Below are 20,241 nucleotides of genomic sequence, written 5' to 3' on the forward strand. Positions count from 1 at the left end.
GCGGCTCGTCGGGTCTCGACTCGCGGTGGCTCCGTCCCCGCGGCTCGACCAGCGTGGCGGTGGGGGACAATCACCGCCGTGGCGCTGCTGACCGGGATCCTGCCGCCGACCAGGCTGGAGCGCGACCTGGCGCTCCAGTGCGTGCTGTCGGCGTTCGCGACGGGGTCGTTCCTCACCGGGACGGCGGTGTTCTTCACCCAGATCGTGGGGCTGACGGGCGCGCAGGTCGGGCTCGGGATGTCGGTGGCCGCGGGGGTCAGCCTGCTGCTGTCGGTGCCGCTGGGCCGGCTCGCCGACCAGGTGGGCGCCAAGCTGCTGTGGGTGGTCGCCTCGCTGGTCGAGGCCGGGCTCTACTTCGTCTGGCCCGCGATCGGGTCGTTCGCCGCGTTCGTGGTGATGCTGGCGGTGCTGGCCTCGGTCGAGACGGCGGCGCGTTCGGCCCGCGAGGTCTACCGGATCGCGGTGTTCCCGCGGGAGACCCGGGTGCGGGCGATGGCCTACATGCGCTCGGCGCGCAACGTCGGCTACACCCTGGGCGCCGGCGCCGGAGGTGTGGCGCTCGGGATCGGCACCCGCGAGGCGATCATCGCCGTCCCGCTGGTCACCGGTGGGCTGCTGGTGCTCAACGCGGTGATGGTCGCGTTCCTGCCGCAGATCGCCCGCGCGCCGAAGGTCCGGGGCCCGCTCGAGCAGGCCGGCCCGGCGGCGTGGCGCAACCGTGGCTTCGTCGTGCTGGCCGTCTGCAACGGGGTCCTCGGGTCCAACCAGGTGCTGCTCAACGTCGTCGTGCCGCTGTGGCTGGTCGAGCGCACCGACGCGCCCCAGGAGCTGCTGGCGTGGCTGTTCGGCACCAACACGGTGCTCGCGGTGCTGCTCCAGGTGCGGGCCTCGCGGGGCTCGGAGACGGTGCCGGGGGCGCTGCGCGCGGTGCGCTGGTCGGGGTGGGCGTTCGTGCTGTCCTGCCTGGTCATCAGCATCACCCACGAGACCGCGGGCTGGATCTCGATCGTGCTGATCTGGGTCGGCCACGTGACGATCACGGGTGCGGAGCTGTGGCAGTCGGCGGCCGGCTGGGGCCTGGTGGCCGAGCTGTCCGACCACCGGCGGCTGGGCGACTACCAGGGCGTGTGGGGGATGGGCCACCAGGTCGAGTCGATCGTCTTCCCGGCGCTGTTCACGTTCCTCGCCCTCGAGTGGGGAGCGCCGGGGTGGGCGGTGATCGCGGTCATCGCCGTCACGGCGGCGGCGGTCGCGCACCCGGCCGCGCGGTCGGCCGAGCGGCACCTGGAGAAGGTCGGAGCGCCCGTCGGCGCCTGAGCGCGATGCGTCCCTAGACTGAGGCCCGTGACAGCGCAGCGGCTCGACGGCACCGCCACCCTCAAGACCATCAAGGCCGAGCTGACCGACCGGGTCGCCAAGCTCCGCGAGCAGGGCGTCGTCCCCGGCCTCGGCACGGTGCTCGTCGGCGACGACCCGGGCTCGCACTGGTACGTCGGCGCCAAGCACAAGGACTGCGCCGAGATCGGCATCGAGTCGATCCGCGTCGACCTGCCGGCCACGGCCACCCAGGCCGAGGTCGAGTCGGAGATCGACCGGCTCAACGCCGACCCCGCCTGCACCGGGTTCCTGGTCCAGCAGCCCACCGGCCTCGACGAGTTCCGGCTGCTCTCGCGCGTCGACCCCGACAAGGACGTCGACGGGCTGCACCCGGTCAACCTCGGCAAGCTTGTCCTCGGAGAGCCCGGCCCGCTGCCCTGCACCCCGATCGGCGTGATCGAGCTGCTGCGCCGCCACGGCGTCGAGCTGAACGGTGCCGAGGTGGTCGTGGTCGGCCGCGGCCTGACCGTCGGCCGGCCGCTGGGGCTGCTGCTCACCCGCAGGTCGGAGAACGCCACCACCACCTTGTGCCACACCGGCACCCGCGACCTCGCCGCCCACGTGCGGGAGGCCGATGTGGTGGTCGCCGCGGCCGGCGTGCCCGGCCTGATCACCGCCGAGATGGTCAAGCCCGGTGCCGCGCTCCTCGACGTCGGGGTCTCCCGCGTCGACGGCAAGATCGCCGGCGACCTCGCCGACGACGTGTGGGACGTCGCCGGTTGGGTCTCGCCCAACCCCGGCGGCGTCGGACCGATGACGCGCGCGATGCTGCTGTCCAACATCGTCGGCCGCGCCGAGCTCGCCCTCGAGACCAGCGCGGCGTCCTGACCGCGGTGTCCGACCCCGTGGACCCGGTCGAACCGGTCGACCCCGACGTGGAGGTCGACGGCGACACGGAGCCCGAGGAGGTCACCCCACGGCGCTACCCGTCCACGTTCGGCGGGGCGTTCTACCTCGCCGTGCTGATCACCGCGATGGCCGCCATCGCGATCATGGTCGTGGGCGACTGGCGGGTCGGGGTGCGGGTGCTGGCCGCCGGCCTGGGCGCAGCCGGGCTGCTCCGGCTGGTCCTGCCCGAGCGAGACGCCGGCATGCTCGCCGTACGCCACCGGGTCACCGACGTGGCGATGCTCGCCGCCGTCGCCGCCCTGCTCTGGTGGCTCGCCGGCTCGATCCCCGACCAACCGGTTTAAGCGCTGACCCGTCGCAACGATGCGACGGGTCACCGCGAAAACGACACTGACCCGTCGCAACGATGCGACGGGTCAGCGTTTGGGTCAGCGTGGTGGTGGGCTCAGATGAGGCCCAGCTCGGTGACGGCGGCGCGCTCGTCGGCGAGCTCGGCGGTCGAGGCGTCGATCCGGGCGCGGGAGAAGTCGTTGACCTCGAGGCCCTCGACGATGGTCCAGTCGCCGTCCTTGGTGGTCACCGGGAACGAGGAGACCAAGCCCTCCGGGACGCCGTAGGAGCCGTCGGAGACGACGGCCATCGAGACCCAGTCGTCGTCGGCGGAGCCGAACAGCCAGTCGCGGGCGGCGTCGACGGTGGCCGAGGCGGCCGAGGCGGCGGAGGAGGAGCCGCGGGCCTCGATGATCGCCGCGCCGCGCTTGGCGACGGTGGGGATGAAGGTGCTCTCGAGCCAGTCCTGGTCACCCACGGTGTCGGCGGCGCTCTTGCCGGCGACCCGGGCGTTGAACAGGTCGGGGTACTGGGTGGCGGAGTGGTTGCCCCAGATCGTCATCCGGGTGATGTCGGTGACGGGCGCGCCGGTCTTGGCGGCCAGCTGCGAGATCGCCCGGTTGTGGTCGAGGCGGGTCAGCGCCGAGAACCGCTCGGCCGGGATGTCGGGGGCGTTCTTGAGCGCGATGAGCGCGTTGGTGTTGGCCGGGTTGCCGGTCACGCCGATGCGGACGTCGTCGGCGGCCACCTTGTTGAGTGCCTTGCCCTGGGCGGTGAAGATCGCGCCATTGGCCGAGAGCAGGTCGCCGCGCTCCATGCCGGGGCCGCGCGGGCGGGCACCGACGAGCAGGGCGAGGTTGACGCCGTCGAACATCTTCTCGGCGTCGTCGCCGATCTCGACACCGGCCAGACCGGGGAACGCGCAGTCGTCGAGCTCCATGACCACGCCCTCGAGCGCCTTCAGCGCCGGGGTGATCTCGAGCAGGCGCAGCTCGATCGGCCGGTCGCCGGTGAGCGAGCCGCTCGCGAGGCGGAAGAGCAGGCTGTAGCCGATCTGGCCGGCAGCGCCGGTGACGGCGACTTTGAGCGGGGCAGGGCTCACGACGACTCCTGGGTCCGGGAGGGGGTGCTGACGCCGCCCGACGCTAGCAGCGCCGCGGCCGTGGGCCACGATGGGGCCGTGCGACCGACGACGCTGACGACCCTCGTGCTCACGGCGTCCGTCGCCGCCGGCCTGGCCGGCTGCTCGACGTACTCCGACCCGAGCCCGCCGACGGGGGTCGACGAGCTGGTCATCCCCACGCCCTCACCCGACCCGGACGACTTCGTCGACGAGGTCGACAACCCGTGGTTCGTCCTCGACGAGGCGTCGTACGCCGGTCCCGACGGCGCGGCGCTCACCCGCAGCGTGACCGAGGGGCCGGACGTCGCCGGCGTCGCCACCACCGCGGTCACGCTCGGGACGGAGACCGACCTCTACGCCCAGGACGACGACGGCAACGTGTGGTGGTTCGGGCGGACGGGGGAGTGGGAGGCCGGCGTCGACGGTGCCCAGGCAGGGCTGGCGATGCCGGCCGAGCCGCGGGTCGGCGACGGGTTCCGGCAGGCCGAGGTGCCCGGCGAGGACCTGCAGGCCTCCGTGCTCGAGCTCGACGAGACCAGCGTGGTGCTCGAGACCGTCGACGGGGCCGAGGTCACCCTGGCCAGGTACACGCGCGGCCTCGGTCTCGAGGTGGTCGAGACCGAGGCCGGTGACGTGGTGCTGGCGCGTCAGGAGGAGGGCGAGTAGCCCCCTCCCTCAGAAGCCGTCGGTGGGGCGGACCTGCGTCTGCTCGCCGGCGCCGGGAGCCGCCCAGCCACCCTGGCCGCCCTGGGCCGGGGGCTGCTGCTGGGCCGGGATCCACTGCTGCGCCTGCGGGTCCCACTGCCAGCCGTCCTGGATGATCGGCTGCTCGGCCGCGGGCTGGGCCTGCGCCTGAGCCGGCTGCGGCTGCGGGGTGGCGTGGGTCTGGGACTGCTGCGCCTGGACCGGCGGGGCGTAGGACCCGGGCTGGCTGTAGCCGCCGTCGCCGTAGCCGCCGCCGACCGGCTGGTTCCACTGCTGCTGCAGCTGGTCGGTCGCGCCGTAGGCGCCCTGGGCCGGCTTGGGGGCGAAGTTGAGGCCGGAGCCGGGGACCGGGTCGGAGTCGCGCCCGAAGATGGCGGGGTAGGCCAGACCGGCGGCGGCGCCACCGAGCAGCGGACCGAGGATGAACGGCCAGAGCTGGATGATCCAGTCGGGACCGCTGAGCACGTTGGGGCCGATCGACCGAGCGGGGTTGACCGAGGTGCCGGTGAGCGGGATCAGCGCCAGGTGGATGACCAGGAGCGTGAAGCCGATCGCCAGCGGCGCCAGACCGGGGTGCTCGTTGCGGGTGTCGGTGACGGCGAGGATCACGAGCACGAGGATCGCGGTCATGATCAGCTCGGCCAGCGGCGCGGCCCAGATGGCGTAGTCGAAGGGGCCCTCGTCGTAGCCGTTGGCGCCGAGCGGGAAGCGGTCGTCGAACGCCTCGAAACCGTCGGTGCCGAGCAGCAGGATCATCAGCACGATCGCGCCGATGATGCCGCCGACGACCTGCGCGCCGGCGTAGGCCCCGGCGTCGCGCCAGGCGATCCGGCCGCCGAGGGCGGCGCCGACCGAGACGGCCGGGTTGAAGTGCCCGCCCGAGATCCGGCCGAAGCAGTAGATGAGCAGCGCCAGCGTCAGGCCGAACGCCAGGGCGGTGGCGACGAGGTCGCCGCCGCTGACGTAGGCGACGCCGCAGCCGATGAGGACCAGGACGGCGGTCCCGATCGCCTCGGCGGACAGCTTCTGGGCGAACGTCGGGGCGTTGGAGGAGGGGGGGACGGTGGAGGCCATGAGCGCGGACCTGCCCTTCGTGCTCGGGAGCGAAACCTCAGGTGCGGAGCACTCTAGACCGCTGGCGGGGTGGCCTGGGGGAGGGCGGGCTGCCAGCATGACCGGCGGCACACGGCGTCAGGTATCTTGACGTCAAGAAACCCTTCGTCGCAGGAGCTGATCACCACCCATGGCCAAGATCATCTACACCCACACCGACGAGGCGCCGCTGCTGGCGACGTACTCCTTCCTGCCGATCATCGCGGCGTACGCCGCCAAGGCGGGAGTCGACGTGGAGACCCGCGACATCTCGCTGGCCGGACGCGTCATCAGCCAGTTCCCCGACCGGCTGACCACCGACCAGCGGATCGCCGATCACCTCGCCGAGCTGGGCGACCTGGCCACCCGGCCCGAGGCCAACATCATCAAGCTGCCCAACGTCTCGGCGTCGATCCCGCAGCTCAAGGCCGTCATCAAGGAGCTGCAGGAGCAGGGCTACGACCTGCCCGACTACCCCGAGAACCCCTCGACCGACGAGGAGCGCGACGTTCGCGCGCGCTACGACAAGACGAAGGGCTCGGCGGTCAACCCGGTCCTGCGCGAGGGCAACTCCGACCGCCGCGCGCCGCTGTCGGTGAAGAACTACGCCAAGGCCCACCCGCACCGCATGGGCGCGTGGACGCCGGACTCCAAGACCAACGTGGCCACGATGGGCGAGCACGACTTCCGCTCCAACGAGAAGTCCGTGGTCCTCGAGTCCGACGACGTGCTGCGCATCGAGCACGTCGCCGCCGACGGCACCACCACCGTCCTCAAGGACGAGGTCGAGGTGCTCGCCGGCGAGGTCGTCGACGGGACCTACATGGACGTCGCCGCGCTGCGCCGCTTCCTCACCGAGCAGGTCGCCCGGGCCAAGGCCGAGGGCGTGCTGTTCTCCGCCCACCTCAAGGCCACGATGATGAAGGTCAGCGACCCGATCATCTTCGGCCACGTGGTGCAGGCGTTCTTCCCCACGCTCTTCGAGCAGTACGGCGAGCAGCTCGCCGCCGCCGGCATCAGCCCCAACGACGGCCTCGGCGCCCTGCTCTCGGCCGTCGACGCGCTGCCCGACGGCGAGGCGATCAAGGCCGCGGTGCAGCAGGGCCTGGCCGACGGCCCGGCGCTCGCGATGGTCGACTCCGACAAGGGGATCACCAACCTGCACGTGCCGAGCGACGTCATCATCGACGCCTCGATGCCGGCCATGATCCGCCAGTCCGGCCACATGTGGGGCCCCGACGGCGAGGAGGCCGACACCCTCGCGGTGATCCCCGACTCCTCCTACGCCAGCGTCTACCAGACCGTCCTCGACGACTGCCGCGCCCACGGCGCCTTCGACCCGGCCACGATGGGCTCGGTGCCCAACGTCGGCCTGATGGCCAAGGCGGCCGAGGAGTACGGCAGCCACGACAAGACCTTCGAGGTGCCGGCCGCCGGTCAGGTGCGCGTCGTGGCGAGCAGCGGCGACGTGCTGATCGAGCACGATGTCCAGCCCGGCGACATCTGGCGCGCCTGCCAGACCAAGGACGCCTCGATCCGCGACTGGGTCAAGCTCGCCGTCACCCGCGCTCGCGCCTCCGGCGCGCCGGCGATCTTCTGGCTCGACGAGACCCGCGCCCACGACGCGAAGCTGATCGCCAAGGTGGGGGAGTACCTGTCCGAGCACGACACGGACGGGCTGACGATCGAGGTGATGGCGCCGGCCGACGCGACGGCGTACTCGCTCGAGCGCATCCGCAAGGGCGAGGACACGATCTCGGTCACCGGCAACGTGCTGCGCGACTACAACACCGACCTGTTCCCGATCCTCGAGCTCGGCACCTCGGCCAAGATGCTCTCGGTCGTGCCGCTGATGAACGGTGGCGGGCTGTTCGAGACCGGGGCCGGCGGCTCCGCGCCCAAGCACGTGCAGCAGCTGGTCAAGGAGAACTACCTGCGCTGGGACAGCCTCGGCGAGTTCTTCGCCCTCGCCGCCTCGCTGGAGCACCTGGCCGGGTACGCCGACAACAAGGGCGCCCAGGTGCTCGCCGACACCCTCGACAAGGCGACCGGCACGTTCCTGGAGAACGACAAGTCGCCGACCCGCCGGGTCGGCGGCATCGACAACCGCGGCTCGCACTTCTACCTGGCGCTCTACTGGGCCCAGGAGATCGCGGCGCAGACCGAGGACGCCGACCTGGCCGCGGCGTTCAAGCCGTTCGCCGAGTCGCTGGCCGCCGACGAGCAGAAGATCGTCGACGAGCTGGTCGCCGTCCAGGGCAGCCCCGCCGACATCGGGGGCTACTACCGCCCCGACGCCACCAAGGCCGATGCCGTGATGCGGCCCTCCGCCACGCTGAACGCAGCGCTGGCGTCGCTCTGAGCGACTGACGATCGGGCCGCGGGCCGCCGCAGCTCCAGCCACGCGGCCGACAGCCTGGGAAACCCGGGTGAGGAGTGGCGGTGGGTCGGCGTAGCGTCGACCCACGATGACCGACACCAGCACCGCCGCGCGGCCGACCACCCCCGAGCCGCCCGGCGGCGAGGCGGTGCGGTCGGCCGACCCGGCGCGCACGGTCGACTGGGCCCGGCTGCGGCAGCGTGCGGTCGCCTGGGCGATGGGGGCGTCGTTCCTCGGTGCCCTCGGCAAGACCCTGGGCACGGTCGTGGCCGGCGCGCTGGCCGAGGGACCCACCGAGGCACTGGTCTGGCTGCTGGCGCTGTGCGTGGTCGGCGGAGCGGTGCTCGACACCGTGGGGCGCACCGTCTGGGCGGCCGTGGTCGACCGGGCCGAGGGCCGGTTGCGCGGCGACCTCCTCGACGCGGCGCTGCACCAGCCGTTGAGCGCGCTGCACGAGCAGGCGGTCGGCGAGATCCTCGACCGCGTCGACGACGACACCCACGAGGTCGGCTCGTTGCTGCGCAGCCAGGTCTGGGACGCGCTGCGCACGGTGTTCGCCGCGGTGCCGATGTGGGTCGTCGCCGGCCTGACCTGGTGGCCGGCCTGGTTCCTCTTCCCGCTGTTCGGCTACGCCGCCTACCTGGTGATGCGCCCGATGCTGCCGGAGGTCAAGGAGCTCACGATCCTGGAGGAGATGGCCTGGACCGACCACGCCGCTGCGCTCGAGGAGGGCGTCAGCGGTCGCGACGACATCCGCACCAGCCTGGGCCAGGCCCACGTCGTACGCCGCCTCGCCGCCCTGTCAGCCGCGGTGCACCGCCGCTTCGACACGATGCTGCGCCTGCAGACACGGATCACCCTGCGCACCGGGCTGCTGCTGCACGCCCTGCTCAGCGGCATCGCGGTGGTCGGGGTGGCGCGCGCCGCCGACGGCGACATGTCGGTCGGGCGGCTCGTCACGCTGTTCCTGGTGACCAGCACCTTCGTGGGCCAGGTCGACCAGATGGCGCGGCACCTGCCCGACCTGCAGGCCGGCCTCGGTGCCCTGGTGCGGCTCCGGCAGCTGCTGGAGGCGCCGTCCGAGCCGGCCGGCGGGCGACCGGTGCCGCAGGGGTCGCTCGACGTCGAGCTGCGCGACCTGCACTTCGCCTACGAGGAGGGGTCGTTCGCCCTGCGCGAGGTCGACCTCCACGTGCCCGCGGGCCAGACGTGCGCGCTCGTCGGGCGCACCGGGTCGGGCAAGTCCACGCTGGCCTCCCTGGTCTCCCGGGCCGTCGACCCCCAGCCGGGCTCGCTCCTCGTCGGCGGTGTCGACGTCCTCGACCTCGACCTCCAGCAGCTGCGGGCGGCCGTGGGCGTGGTCACCCAGCGCACCGAGATCCTGGCCGGCACGCTGGCCGACAACGTCGCGCTGTTCACCGACGTCCCGCGCGCCCAGGTGGCGGCAGCGGTCACCGAGCTGGGCCTCGACGCCTGGGTCGAGGGGCTGCCCGACGGCCTCGACACGGTCCTCGGACCCGGCGGCACCACCTTGTCCGCCGGTGAGGAGCAGCTCGTCGCGTTCGCCCGGTTGCTGGTGCGCGACGTGCAGGTCGTGGTGCTCGACGAGGCCACCGCCCGGATGGACCCCCTCACCGAGTCGCTCGTGGTGCGCGCCTCCGACCGGCTCCTGCGCGGGCGCACCGGCCTGCTCGTCGCCCACCGGCTCTCCACGACCGCCCGTGCCGATCTGGTGGCCGTCCTCGAGGCCGGGCGCGTGGTCCAGCTCGGTCCGCGCGAGCTCGTGAGCGCCCGCCCGGGCCCGTTCCGACGCCTGCTCCAGGCTGCCCACGGCGACAGCCTCGAGGAGGTGGACGACGAGGCCGTGGCGGCCGCCGGGGTCGAGCGCGACGACACGGTGCCGGCGGGCACCGTCGGGGGTGCGCGGCGTACCGGCCCGCCCCCGCTGCTGCCCGAGGTCGGCACCGGACCCAGCCTGGCCCGCGGCATCGCCCGCGCGCTGTGGGTGCGTCCGTGGTGGGGCGCCTGGGCCGCGGTGCTGTTCCTGGTCGTCGGGCTGGTCGGCGCCTTCGGTGCGCTCACCGGGTGGATCTGGGGCACGCTCGTGCAGGACCTCGCCGACGGCCGCGGCGACGCCGCGTCGACGTGGTGGCTCGCCGCCGGGGTCGTGCTGTCGATCATGGCCGCCCCGGTGGTCCTCAACTCCGCCATCCGCCGCTACCCCAGGTGGTGGGTCGAGGTGATGCTGCGGGTCCGGATGTCGATGCTGATCGGCCAGACCGAGCAGCACCGGCTCACCCGCACGCCGGCGGGCGAGGTGGTCGCCCGGTCGATGGACGCCGACCGCTACGCCCGCTACGCCGACCGCTGGGTCGACTTCGCCAGCGGTCTCGCCATCGTGGTCGTCACCAGCATCGCCGGCCGGAGCCTGCTCGCCGGCGGGGTGCTGCTCGCCGTGATGGTCGGCTCGGCGGCGGCGTCCTCGCTGGGTCGCCCGATCGCGGGCCGTTCGGCCGCGGAGTCCTCGGCCGCCCGGGCCCGGTTCGGGAGGTCGCTGGTCTCCACGCTCGAGTCCGCGCGCACCGTCAAGCTCGCCGCCGCGACCCCGTCGGTGCACGCCCACCTGCGGCGCGTCGACGGCGGCCGGGTCGAGGCCGCGGTCTTCGAGCACCGCGTCCAGGCCGTGCTCGACGGCGTGCCGGTCGTGATGGTCCAGTGCGGCTTCGTCGCCGCGTGGGCGACGTACTTCCTCGGTGGCTGGGACCTCGCCACCGCGATCCTGGTCTCCGGCGCGGTCAACGGCTTCGACTGGTTCGGCCGGGTCGCCGGCGCGGTCGTCACCGAGGCGCCGGGGGTGCGCGCCTGGCAGCAGGCGTCGAGCCGGCTGGCGGGCGGCGTCGACCTGGTCTCGCAGCGGCCCGGCGTCGACCTGGTCGAGGGCACCGCGCCGGCGCCCGCCGAGGTGACGCGGGTGCCGCTGACCGAGCTCTCGCTGCGCGACGTCGCGGCCGTCCACGACGACGGCACCCGCGGGGTGGTCGGGGTCGACCTCACCGTGCCGGCCGGTGAGCTGGTGCTGCTGCTCGGCCAGGTCGGCTCGGGCAAGTCGAGCCTGCTGTCGGCGCTGGCCGGCCTGGTCGAGCACACCGGCTCGATCCGCTGGAACGACGTCGAGGTCGACGACGCCGCGACCTTCCTGCGCCCCGGCCAGGTCGCCCACGTCGCCCAGGTGCCGCGGGTGCTGTCCGGCACCTTCTCCGACAACGTGCTCCTCGGGCACCCCCGGGCCCTCGACCAGGCGGTCGCCGACGCCCGGCTCGACCGCGACCTGGCCGACGCCGGCGGCGCCGACGCGGTCGTCGGGCACCGCGGCGTCCGCCTCTCGGGCGGGCAGGTGCAGCGCCTCGCCCTGGCCCGCGCCCTCGCGGCCGAGACCGAGCTGCTGCTGGCCGACGACGTCTCCAGCGCCCTCGACGCCGCCACCGAGGTCGAGCTGTGGGCGGCGCTGCGCGAGCGCGGCACCACCGTCCTCGGTGCGACGTCGAAGCGGGCCGCCCTCGAGCAGGCCGACCGCGTCGTCGTCCTCGTCGACGGCGAGGTCGCCGCCGTCGGCCCCTGGCGCGACCTCGCGGGGGAGTGGAGCCACCTCGCCGGCTGAGGTGCGCCGCGCGCAAACCCCGGGCGCTCCGGCACACTGACCCCATGCGACGACGTACCCACGCCCTGGCCACCGCGGCGCTCGCCGCCGCGCTGTCGCTGACCGGCTGCAGCCTCGCGGAGGAGGCGGCCAAGGACGTCGCCAGCGACGCGGCGTGCGCGACCGCGCAGGCGGCGGTCGACGAGGCGGTGCGGCAGGTCGACGTGACGATCCCGCAGATCACCGCCGACCCGCAGGTGGCCGAGAAGGACCTCCGTGCCATCCGCGACACCCTCGCCATCGCCGAGCGGACCGTCGACGGCGACCTGAAGAACGACGTCGGGCACGCCAAGTCGGCGCTCGACGTGCTCGTCGGTCAGGCCGAGGCCGCCGCGGCGGGCACACCGGTCGACCGCCAGGTCATCGACGACGCGCAGGCCGACCTCGACGCGGCCGTGGCCGACGTCAAGCAGGTCTGCTGACTGCAACGGAAGCGGCCCCGCCCGCGTAGGAAGGGTGTGACGACGACACCGGACCTCGAGGGGAGCCAGGTGGGCACCGACCCCCCGGAGTTCGCGGACTGGATCACCGCCCGCGGCCCCGCGCTGCAGCGCTTCGCCTACCTGGTGACCGGCAACGCCGACGAGGCGCCCGACCTGGTCCAGGAGGCGCTGAGCCGGGCCTGGCCGCGCTGGGACCGGCTCGCCGCCACCGACACGGCGGAGGCCTACGTGCGCCGCAGCATCGTCAACGCCTCCATCTCCGGCTGGCGCAAGCGGCGCCGGTTGGTGAGCGTCGACGACACCGAGCCGTTGGTGCGCGAGCATGCCCCCGACCCCACCGTGCGCCGCGACGACGCCGACCACGCCTGGGCCCTGATCGGCTCGCTGCCCACCACCCAGCGGGCGGCGGTGGTGCTGCGGTTCTACGAGGACCTGTCCTTCGCCCAGGTCGCGATCGTCCTGGGTTGCGCCGAGGCCACCGCCCGTTCCCACGTCCACCGCGCGGTCGCCGCGCTGCGTACCCGGCTCGAGGAGCAGACCGATGAGTGACGACCGGGCTGAGCAGGCCTTCCGTGATGCGCTTTCCCGCCAGGCCGACGACCTGGACCCCCGGGCCCTGCCGCACCCGACCCGGCGACGGCGCGGCTGGGTCCCGGTGGCCGCCGCGGCGGCGGTCGCGCTCGTCGCCGGGGTCACCTGGGGGGTCGTCGCCGACGAGCGGGACGACGCGCCGCAGGTGGCGGACAGCACGCCGACCGACCCGGTGCCGACCGACGACGTCACCAACGCACCGCTGCCGCTGCGGTCGGTGGGCTTCCGCGACGTCCAGGTGCAGGTGCCGGCGGACTGGGCCGACGCCGTCCCGCCCGGCCCGTGGTGCCTGGTCGAGGGCCCGCCGTCGCCGGGCCCGTACGTCGAGCAGCACGGCGCGGGCCTGGGGGTCCGGCTGATCGACTGTGGCGACCCGCCGGTCGACGAGGCGGGCTTCCCGCCGTACCGCCAGGAGCTGTGGCGCCCGCACCTCGCGCTCGTCGACGCCTCGCCCGACGGTCTCGCCGACGGCACCTACGAGCACCGCGGGTGGACCACCACCGTGCGCACCGTCGGCGACGTCACGGTCAGCCTGCTCACCGACGCCGCCACCACACCGCTCGCCGAGGGCATCGTCGCCTCGGCCCGGGTGGTCGAGCACGACGCCGCCGGGTGCCCGGTGTCCTCACCGATCCAGCGACCGGGGTTCCACGCCCCGCCGCTCGGCGACCTGGAGCAGGCCGGGCTCATCGGGCACGTCGCCGTCTGCCAGTACCAGGTCGGGTACGCCGACGGACCCGGGCTGATCGGCTCGCGCCGGCTCGAGGGCGACGACGCCGTCGCGCTGCGGCGGGCGATCCTCGCGGCCCCCGAGGGTGGCGGGCCCGACCGGCCGCAGCAGTGCCTGCCGGAGTTCGAGTCAGGCACCGCGATCGTGCTGCGGTTCGGGATCCGCGAAGCCCTGGGGCCGGAGGTCTACGTCTACTACGAGTCGTGCGTCGGCAACGGGTTCGTCGACGGCACCACGCGCCGTGCGCTGACGCCCGGTGCGTGCCCGCCCCTGTTCGGGGGGCGGGTGGCGCAGCACAGCGGCAACGGGGCGCCGTTCGAGGTGTGCCACCCCGGCCGCTGACCCGGGCGGGTGGTGCACGTCGGCGGCGGACGTGACCACAGTGGAGGCATGAGCGACGACAAGAGGATCGAAGTCACGCGCACCATCGACGCACCGACCACCGCGGTGTTCGACGTGCTGTCCAACCCGCAGCGGCACGCCGAGCTGGACGGGTCCGGGTTCGTGGTCAGCGACGACCGCTCCGACCGGATCACCGCCACGGGCCAGACCTTCCGGATGAACATGACCGGGGACCACATGGGCGGTGACTACCAGACCGACAACGTCGTCACCGGTTACGACGAGAACCACCTGCTCGCCTGGCAGACGGCGCCCGCCGGCACCGAGCCGCCCGGCTGGCAGTGGATGTGGGAGCTCAAGGCCGACGGGGCCGACTCGACCCACGTGACGCTCGTCTACGACTGGAGCAACGTCACCGACCCCGAGATCCTGTCCAAGGTGTCCTTCCCGCTGGTGCCCCAGCAGGCCCTGGAGGACTCGCTCGCGCACCTCGCCGAGGCCGTGGCCGGCTAGCCCGCGCGGAATAGGTGGACGGCTGCTGCCGGTTGGACGATGGACGTCCCCGACCGGAAGCAGCGATGACGACCACCGCACCGACCGACGCCCCCGAGGCGCCGTCCGTCCGCTCGACCCGTGTCGGTCTGGCGGTGTTCGCGCTCGCCATGGGTGGGTTCGCGATCGGGACCACCGAGTTCGTGACGATGGGCCTGATCCGTGAGATCGCCGAGGGTGTCGACGCCTCGATCCCCAGCACCGGCCACGTCATCTCGGCGTACGCCGTGGGGGTGGTCGTGGGTGCCCCCGTGCTGGCGTTCTTCGGCGCCAAGTGGCCGCGCCGGGGGCTGCTGGTCGGGCTGATGGTCGCCTACGCCGTCTTCAACGCGCTCAGCGCGATGGCCACCGGCTACGGGTGGTTGATGCTCGCGCGGTTCCTCGACGGGCTGCCGCACGGCGCCTACTTCGGCGTGGCCTCGCTCGTCGCCGCCAGCATGGCCCCGCCCGGACGCAAGGGCCGGGCCGTCGCCGCGGTGATGCTCGGCCTCTCCGTCGCCAACGTGGTCGGCGTCCCGGCGGCCACCTGGCTCGGCCAGCACCTCGGCTGGCGCTCGGCCTACTGGGCCGTGGCCGTGCTCTCGCTGGCCACCGCCGCGCTGGTGCTGGCGTTCGTGCCGTCGGTCCCCGGCGACGCCGAGGCGACCGGACGCCGCGAGCTGGCGGCGTTCTCCAAGCCCCAGGTGTGGCTCACGCTGCTCGCCGGTGCTGTCGGCTTCGGTGGCATGTTCGCGGTCTTCTCCTACGTCGCCCCGACCGTCACCGAGACCGGCGGGCTCGGTGACGGTGCCGTCCCGGTCTTCCTGCTGGTCTTCGGCCTCGGCATGGTCGCCGGCACCTGGGCGGCCGGCCGGCTCGCGGACTGGTCGGTGTTCCGGTCGCTGCTGTTCGGCTCCGCCGGCATGGGCCTCGCTCTCGTCGCGTGGTGGCTCCTCGCCACCAGCGGTTGGGGCCTGCTCCCGGTCGCCTTCGCGGTGACGTTCCTGGGCTCGGTGCTGGTGGTCAACCTCCAGCTGCGGCTGATGGACGTCGCCGGCGACGCCCAGACGCTCGGCGCGGCGATGAACCACGCGAGCCTCAACGTCGCCAACGCCCTGGGCGCCTGGCTCGGCGGGCTGGTCATCGCCGCCGGCCACGGCTACCGCGCCCCGGCGCTGGTCGGCATCGCGCTGTCGCTCGCCGGCCTGGCGGTGATCGCGGTCTCCGCGGTGCTTCAGCGGCGGGACCACTCCTCGGCCAGCACGTCGTAGCGCTCCTCGCGGCCGCGGCGGAACCCAGCCGCCTCGAACACCTGCCGTGACGCGGTGTCGTCGGCGGTGGTGACGGCCCGCACCCGGCGCAGCCCGAGCTCGGCGAAGGCCCACGACGTCACGGCCACCACGGCGCGGGTCACCACGCCCCGGCCCCGGGCGTCGGGGTGGGTCCAGTAGCCGATCTCGGCATCGTGGTCACCGATGTCGAAGGCGAGGATCGCGCCGACGACCCGGTCGTCGTGGTCGGCGCCCGGCTCGGTGACCGCCCAGGTCACCGCGCGCCCCGCCGCCTGGCTCTCGGTGCGCGAGGCGATCCACGCCCGCGCGTCGGCAGCCGTGCACGGCGACGGCAGCGACCCCAGCGACATCAGCCGGCGATGGGCCCCCGGGTCGGAGCACGCCTCGACCACGCGCGGCACGTCGTCGTCGGTGAAGGCCCGCAGGCGCAACCCGTCGGCCTCGAGCACCGGCACGCTGAACCAGCGGCCCGCGGGCTCGCGCGGCTCGCCGGCCAGCAGCGTGCCGACCCAGGCGTCGACGAGCTCGCCGCGGGAGACGTGGGAGTGCCGCAGCACCCCGTCGAGGCGGAACCCGAGCCGCCAGGCCAGCTTGCGCGAGGCCCAGTTGCCGACGTTGGCCCTCCAGACCACCGTCTGCAGGCCGACGGTGCCGAAGCCCCACTCGAGCAGCAGCCGCAGCGCGGCCTCCATCACCCCGGTGCCGCGCGCGGCCGGGTGCGCGCCGTACGCGATCTCGGCGCGGCCGTGACCCTCGTCGCGCAGCGCGATGTTGCCGGCGTACCGCCCGCCGGTGGGCAGGTCGGCGTCGACGCAGAAGATCCACTGCGATCCGTCGGCCCAGGCGGCCGGGGCGATCTCGTGCACGAACTCCAGCGCGTCCGCGAGCCCGAACGGCACCGGTACCTGGGTCCACTCGATGGACAGCGGATCGAGGCACTGCTCGAGCACGCCGGCGACGTCACGGTCGTCGAGCGCGCGCAGGGTGACCGTGCCGTCGGAGAGGATCGGGACGTCCATGGCCCGACCCTGTCACGGCAGCGCGCAGGCGGTCGCGCGCGTTTCGCGGGTCAGGGCACGGCGCTGTCGTGCCAGAGCGGCCAGATGTCGGAGGTGAGCTCGCCGGTGCGGTGCCACAGCGCCAGGTAGAGCTGGGCCGCCGTCCCCTCGATCACCAGGTCACCCTCCGCGTGTCCCTCGACGCGGGTGGAGACCGGCGGGTCGGCGCTCACGCGCACCGTGAACGAGTGGTCGGCGTCGGTGGGCCGCACCGCGATGGTGAGGGGGTCGTCGGCGCGCAGCCGCGACCGCGGCACGAAGCCCAGCAGCAGCTCGTCCACGCCGTCGAGGGCGACCTCGTGGCCGATCCAGGTCTCTTCGGCGCGGGGGAGCCGGCCGAGCGCCGCCGCCAGCGCGTCGACGGCGTGGATCGTGGTCTCGTGGCACTGCCGGCGGGCCCAGAAGCGGCGCGGCGGCGGGGCGTCGTGGAGGAACGTCGGCGCCGGCGCGTCGTCGGCGGCCGCGACCAGGGTGCGCACCAGCTCGATCGCGCCGTCGCGCAGCCAGTCCACCGGGTCGCTGCTGCTCCGCCCGGCCTTCTCGACCGGCCCTCGCTCGAGGTCCTGGCCGCGGAACGCCGCCGACGTCCCGCGGTGCACGGCCCCCTGGTGGCCGATCAGCCGGCGCACGGTCCAGTCGGGGCAGGTCGGCACCGCGACGTCGAGCCCGGCCTGCCCGGCGTACCGGGCGAACGACGTCATCGCGACGTGGAAGCCGTCCAGGTGCTCGGTGAAGGTCAGGTGGGTCGGCACCGCGGCATCGTACGAGCGTCAGTCCAGCCCGGGGAGGGCGACCGGGCGCCAGGTCCCGCCGCCGTCGTCGCTGACCTGCACACCCGGGCGCGTCCACCTCGCCTCGTCGAGCGCCTGGCTCGCCAGGACCCGGCCGTCGGGGGTGACCACCAGGTCGTCCCCGGACCGCACCGTCGCGCTCACCGCGACCAACCCGTCGGCCGGCGTGAAGCGGTAGACGCCACCGTCGCTGCCGTCGGCCAGCCAGACCGTCCCGTCCGGAGCGACGGCGAGGTCGAAGCCTGCGTCCCACGGTCGTCCGGTGCTCACGGGGTACGACGTCCACGTGTCCCCTCCGTCCTCGGACAGCTCGATCCCGACGAGTCGTCGGGCCGGGTCGCTCGCGCCCGGGACGGAGCCGTGGTCGTGCACCGCCACCGCGACGACCTCGCCGCGGCCGCCGATCGCCTGGCGCTCGGGTTCGACGTCCCCCACGTCGAGGTCCCGGGTGCGCCAGGCGCCACGGTCCCGGACGACGAGGCCGACCTCGGCGCCGCGGCGGGACTCGGCGATGAACGCGCCGCCCGGCGTGACGTGTGCCGAGTAGAGCTCGCCGTCCCACGACGGCGCGCGGTAGACCCGTCGCTCCGAGGGCCGGTACAGGTAGCCGAACCCCCGGTCCGAGATGGCGACGTCGCCGGCGGCCGGCTCGACCGGGCGGTCGACGAAGGTGAGCGGCTCGACGACGCCGTCGTAGCGCAACCGCCCCCAGGAGCCGCCGACCCCGGGATCGTCGCGCGACGAGGTCGGAGCCACCCAGCCGTCGCTCGTCGGCACCAGGACGCCCCCGCCGATCGCGTCGGCGGGGGCGAGCCGGGCCGCGGTGCGTCCGTCGGGGAGCCGTACGACCAGGGCGGTCCGGGCCGCGGCACCCCCGTCGAGACCGCGGTAGGCGAAGGTCGCCACGGCGCCGTCGGGGTGGAGCACCACGTCGAGCTCGTGGCGCTCCACGCCGCGCACCCGGGCGATCGCGGCCGGCTCGACGCGCATGTCCAGGTCGTCGGCCGGCACGCTCGGGGCGACCGGGCCCGCCGGCGTCGAAGCCACCGGATCCGGCCCGCCGGCGACGGCGAGGCCGCCGCCGACGGCGACCGCGACGGCCAGGGCGGCCGAGGCGACCGTCGCGGCGGCGCGGCGCCGGCGCAGGCCGTCGGCGCGACGTCCTACGTCGTCGAAGTCGGGGACGTCGACGACGTCGCCGACCTCCCGGGTCAGGGTCTCGAAGCGGTCACGCATGGTGGTCCTCCAGCTGGTCGGAGTCGTCTCGAAGCAGGTCGGCCAGTCGGGCCCGGCCCCGGGAGAGGCGGGCCTTGACGGTGCCCTCGGGAGCCCCCGTCGTGTCGGCGACCTCGGCGACGGACAGGTCGGCGAGGTAGTGCAGGGCGATGGCGGTGCGCTGGGCCTCGGGCAACGCGCGCAGGGCACGGACCAGGGCGACCGAGTCCGGCGACAGGTCGCCGAGGTGGGGCTCGGGAGCCAGCCGGGGGGCCAGGACGCGGAACCGTTGCGCGCGGCGCCACCGGCGACGGGCGAGGTTGACCGCCACCGTGCGCAGCCACGCCTCCGGGTTGTCGGCCTCGGCCAGCTGGCGGCGCCGTACGACGGCACGCGCGAACGCCTCCTGGACCACGTCCTCGGCCTCGGCGAGGTCACCGGTGACGCCGACCAGCTGCGCGACGAGTCGCCGGTAGCCGGCGGCGTACAGCTCTCGCACGAGGTCGTCGGGTGGGGGACTCATGGGGTTCTCCTGGGCTCGTCCATCACCATGACGAGTCACGAGACCGGATGATGGTTGCACCGAGCCCCCGACCGCGCCTGGGTGCCCTATCCGCAACAATGGCCGCCATGTCTGCGACGACCGAGCCCGAGGTCAGCGTGCCGACGGTGGCGGGTGGCGGGGCCCGTCCCCGCGTGCTCTCCGGCATCCAGCCCACCGCCGACTCCTTCCACTTCGGCAACTACCTCGGCGCCCTGCGCCAGTGGGTCGACCTGCAGCGCGACCACCAGCCGTTCTTCTTCATCGCCGACCTGCACGCGATCACGGTCGAGCAGGACCCCAAGGTGCTGCGCGAGCGCACCCTGCGCGCGGCCGCGCAGCTGCTGGCGATGGGCATCGACCCGGCGAGGTCCGCGATCTTCGTGCAGAGCCAGGTGCCGGAGCACGCCCAGCTCGGCTGGGTGCTGCAGTGCCTGACCGGGTTCGGCGAGGCGCGCCGGATGACGCAGTTCAAGGACAAGTCGGCCAAGGGCGGCGAGGGTGCCGCGTCGGTCGGGCTGTTCACCTACCCCGTGCTGCAGGCCGCCGACATCCTGCTCTACCGCCCGCACTACGTGCCGGTCGGTGAGGACCAGCGCCAGCACCTCGAGCTCACCCGCGACCTCGCCCAGCGGTTCAACCACCGCTACAAGAAGACCTTCCGCCTCCCGGAGCCGTACATCCTCAAGGCCACCGCCAAGATCGGCGACCTGCAGGAGCCGACGGCGAAGATGTCGAAGTCGGCGTCGTCGCCGGCGGGGATCATCGAGATGCTCGACCAGCCCTCGGTGAGCGCCAAGAAGATCCGGTCCGCGGTCACCGACTCCGACTCCGAGATCCGGTTCGACCCCGAGACCAAGCCGGGCGTCAGCAACCTGCTCACCATCTTCTCGGCGCTGACCGCGACACCGGTCTCCGACCTCGAGGAGCAGTACGCCGGCCAGGGCTACGGCGCCCTGAAGGGCGACCTCGCCGACGCCGTGATCACCTTCGTGACGCCGTTCCGCGACCGCACGCTCGAGCTCCTCGACGACCAGGCGCACCTCTCCGACGTGCTCCGCCAGGGTGCCGAGCAGGCCGGCGAGGTGGCGCGGGCCACCCTGCGCGACGTCTATCAGCGGGTGGGCTTCGTCGCGCCCACGTCCCGATAGAGT

General features: G+C 73.9%; 18 protein-coding genes. 12 read left to right on the plus strand and 6 right to left on the minus strand.

Going from position 1 to position 20,241, the window contains the following annotated elements; all coding sequences use genetic code 11:
• The first annotated feature begins 78 nt into the window (after positions 1 to 78).
• Genes AC4MBH_RS18435 through AC4MBH_RS18445 form a run of 3 tightly spaced genes read left to right on the plus strand, consistent with a single transcriptional unit; the run spans position 79 to position 2,570 of the window.
• On the plus strand, positions 79 to 1,317 hold the full coding sequence (locus AC4MBH_RS18435; RefSeq protein ID WP_491796754.1) for an MFS transporter: 1,239 nt from the start codon (positions 79 to 81) through the stop codon (positions 1,315 to 1,317).
• A gap of 27 nt (positions 1,318 to 1,344) precedes the next feature.
• The gene (locus AC4MBH_RS18440) at positions 1,345 to 2,205 is read left to right on the plus strand and encodes a bifunctional methylenetetrahydrofolate dehydrogenase/methenyltetrahydrofolate cyclohydrolase (RefSeq protein WP_491796756.1); all 861 of its coding nucleotides are present in this window, start codon (positions 1,345 to 1,347) and stop codon (positions 2,203 to 2,205) included.
• A 5-nt stretch (positions 2,206 to 2,210) separates the two neighbouring features.
• Entirely contained in the window at positions 2,211 to 2,570 is a 360-nt protein-coding gene (locus tag AC4MBH_RS18445; protein ID WP_491796758.1) for a DUF3017 domain-containing protein, read from the plus strand.
• Positions 2,571 to 2,671: 101 nt separating this feature from the next.
• On the opposite strand, the gene AC4MBH_RS18450 is transcribed toward AC4MBH_RS18445, so the two are convergent.
• Positions 2,672 to 3,658: a malate dehydrogenase gene (locus tag AC4MBH_RS18450; RefSeq protein ID WP_491796760.1), complete on the minus strand. Its 987-nt coding sequence runs from the start codon at positions 3,656 to 3,658 to the stop codon at positions 2,672 to 2,674.
• A 78-nt stretch (positions 3,659 to 3,736) separates the two neighbouring features.
• Between AC4MBH_RS18450 and AC4MBH_RS18455 the strand changes: the two genes are divergently transcribed.
• On the plus strand, positions 3,737 to 4,345 hold the full coding sequence (locus tag AC4MBH_RS18455; RefSeq protein WP_491796762.1) for a hypothetical protein: 609 nt from the start codon (positions 3,737 to 3,739) through the stop codon (positions 4,343 to 4,345).
• Positions 4,346 to 4,354: 9 nt separating this feature from the next.
• Here AC4MBH_RS18455 and AC4MBH_RS18460 read toward each other — a convergent pair whose 3' ends face one another.
• Positions 4,355 to 5,458, minus strand: coding sequence for an MIP/aquaporin family protein (locus AC4MBH_RS18460; protein ID WP_491796763.1), 1,104 nt, complete (start codon positions 5,456 to 5,458; stop codon positions 4,355 to 4,357).
• Positions 5,459 to 5,627: 169 nt separating this feature from the next.
• Between AC4MBH_RS18460 and AC4MBH_RS18465 the strand changes: the two genes are divergently transcribed.
• The 7 genes from AC4MBH_RS18465 (at position 5,628) to AC4MBH_RS18495 (ending at position 15,461) form a co-directional block, all read left to right on the plus strand.
• Positions 5,628 to 7,838: an NADP-dependent isocitrate dehydrogenase gene (locus AC4MBH_RS18465; protein ID WP_491796765.1), complete on the plus strand. Its 2,211-nt coding sequence runs from the start codon at positions 5,628 to 5,630 to the stop codon at positions 7,836 to 7,838.
• A 106-nt stretch (positions 7,839 to 7,944) separates the two neighbouring features.
• Positions 7,945 to 11,514, plus strand: coding sequence for an ATP-binding cassette domain-containing protein (locus AC4MBH_RS18470; RefSeq protein ID WP_491796767.1), 3,570 nt, complete (start codon positions 7,945 to 7,947; stop codon positions 11,512 to 11,514).
• Between the two features lie 44 nt (positions 11,515 to 11,558).
• Complete coding sequence (locus tag AC4MBH_RS18475) at positions 11,559 to 11,975, plus strand: hypothetical protein (protein ID WP_491796769.1); 417 nt, start codon at positions 11,559 to 11,561, stop codon at positions 11,973 to 11,975.
• Between the two features lie 36 nt (positions 11,976 to 12,011).
• Positions 12,012 to 12,545 (plus strand): SigE family RNA polymerase sigma factor, encoded by a 534-nt coding sequence (locus tag AC4MBH_RS18480; protein ID WP_491796771.1) that lies wholly within the window; start codon positions 12,012 to 12,014, stop codon positions 12,543 to 12,545.
• Positions 12,538 to 13,659 carry a hypothetical protein gene (locus AC4MBH_RS18485; protein WP_491796773.1) on the plus strand — a complete coding sequence of 374 codons (1,122 nt, stop codon included), beginning with the start codon at positions 12,538 to 12,540 and terminating at the stop codon, positions 13,657 to 13,659. Before AC4MBH_RS18480 ends, AC4MBH_RS18485 begins: the two co-directional genes overlap by 8 nt.
• Positions 13,660 to 13,707: 48 nt before the next feature.
• Positions 13,708 to 14,172 (plus strand): SRPBCC family protein, encoded by a 465-nt coding sequence (locus AC4MBH_RS18490; RefSeq protein WP_491796775.1) that lies wholly within the window; start codon positions 13,708 to 13,710, stop codon positions 14,170 to 14,172.
• Positions 14,173 to 14,237: 65 nt separating this feature from the next.
• Positions 14,238 to 15,461, plus strand: a complete 1,224-nt coding sequence (locus AC4MBH_RS18495) for an MFS transporter (RefSeq protein ID WP_491796777.1) — start codon at positions 14,238 to 14,240, stop codon at positions 15,459 to 15,461.
• Here the strand turns inward: AC4MBH_RS18495 and AC4MBH_RS18500 are convergent.
• Genes AC4MBH_RS18500 through AC4MBH_RS18515 form a run of 4 tightly spaced genes read right to left on the minus strand, consistent with a single transcriptional unit; the run spans position 15,425 to position 19,069 of the window.
• Entirely contained in the window at positions 15,425 to 16,501 is a 1,077-nt protein-coding gene (locus tag AC4MBH_RS18500; RefSeq protein WP_491796779.1) for a GNAT family N-acetyltransferase, read from the minus strand. The two genes, AC4MBH_RS18495 and AC4MBH_RS18500, sit on opposite strands and share 37 nt — an antisense overlap.
• A gap of 50 nt (positions 16,502 to 16,551) precedes the next feature.
• Entirely contained in the window at positions 16,552 to 17,292 is a 741-nt protein-coding gene (locus AC4MBH_RS18505) for a maleylpyruvate isomerase family mycothiol-dependent enzyme (protein WP_491796781.1), read from the minus strand.
• An 18-nt stretch (positions 17,293 to 17,310) separates the two neighbouring features.
• Positions 17,311 to 18,567: a WD40/YVTN/BNR-like repeat-containing protein gene (locus AC4MBH_RS18510; protein ID WP_491796783.1), complete on the minus strand. Its 1,257-nt coding sequence runs from the start codon at positions 18,565 to 18,567 to the stop codon at positions 17,311 to 17,313.
• Entirely contained in the window at positions 18,560 to 19,069 is a 510-nt protein-coding gene (locus tag AC4MBH_RS18515) for a SigE family RNA polymerase sigma factor (protein ID WP_491796784.1), read from the minus strand. The genes AC4MBH_RS18510 and AC4MBH_RS18515 overlap by 8 nt, the downstream gene beginning before the upstream one ends.
• A gap of 107 nt (positions 19,070 to 19,176) precedes the next feature.
• Between AC4MBH_RS18515 and trpS the strand changes: the two genes are divergently transcribed.
• Entirely contained in the window at positions 19,177 to 20,238 is a 1,062-nt protein-coding gene (gene trpS / locus AC4MBH_RS18520; protein WP_491796785.1) for a tryptophan--tRNA ligase, read from the plus strand.
• Positions 20,239 to 20,241 lie beyond the last annotated feature (3 nt).

The sequence above is a fragment of the Nocardioides sp. WJ219 genome (assembly GCF_058559815.1).

Coding starts and splice junctions, on each gene's coding strand:
- AC4MBH_RS18500 (WP_491796779.1), bottom strand. CDS start 16,501: ATGGACGTCCCGATCCTCTCCGACGGCACGGTCACCCTGCGCGCGCTC.
- AC4MBH_RS18490 (WP_491796775.1), top strand. CDS start 13,708: ATGAGCGACGACAAGAGGATCGAAGTCACGCGCACCATCGACGCACCG.
- AC4MBH_RS18510 (WP_491796783.1), bottom strand. CDS start 18,567: ATGCGTGACCGCTTCGAGACCCTGACCCGGGAGGTCGGCGACGTCGTC.
- AC4MBH_RS18495 (WP_491796777.1), top strand. CDS start 14,238: ATGACGACCACCGCACCGACCGACGCCCCCGAGGCGCCGTCCGTCCGC.
- AC4MBH_RS18485 (WP_491796773.1), top strand. CDS start 12,538: ATGAGTGACGACCGGGCTGAGCAGGCCTTCCGTGATGCGCTTTCCCGC.
- AC4MBH_RS18470 (WP_491796767.1), top strand. CDS start 7,945: ATGACCGACACCAGCACCGCCGCGCGGCCGACCACCCCCGAGCCGCCC.
- AC4MBH_RS18460 (WP_491796763.1), bottom strand. CDS start 5,458: ATGGCCTCCACCGTCCCCCCCTCCTCCAACGCCCCGACGTTCGCCCAG.
- AC4MBH_RS18465 (WP_491796765.1), top strand. CDS start 5,628: ATGGCCAAGATCATCTACACCCACACCGACGAGGCGCCGCTGCTGGCG.
- AC4MBH_RS18515 (WP_491796784.1), bottom strand. CDS start 19,069: ATGAGTCCCCCACCCGACGACCTCGTGCGAGAGCTGTACGCCGCCGGC.
- trpS (WP_491796785.1), top strand. CDS start 19,177: ATGTCTGCGACGACCGAGCCCGAGGTCAGCGTGCCGACGGTGGCGGGT.
- AC4MBH_RS18475 (WP_491796769.1), top strand. CDS start 11,559: ATGCGACGACGTACCCACGCCCTGGCCACCGCGGCGCTCGCCGCCGCG.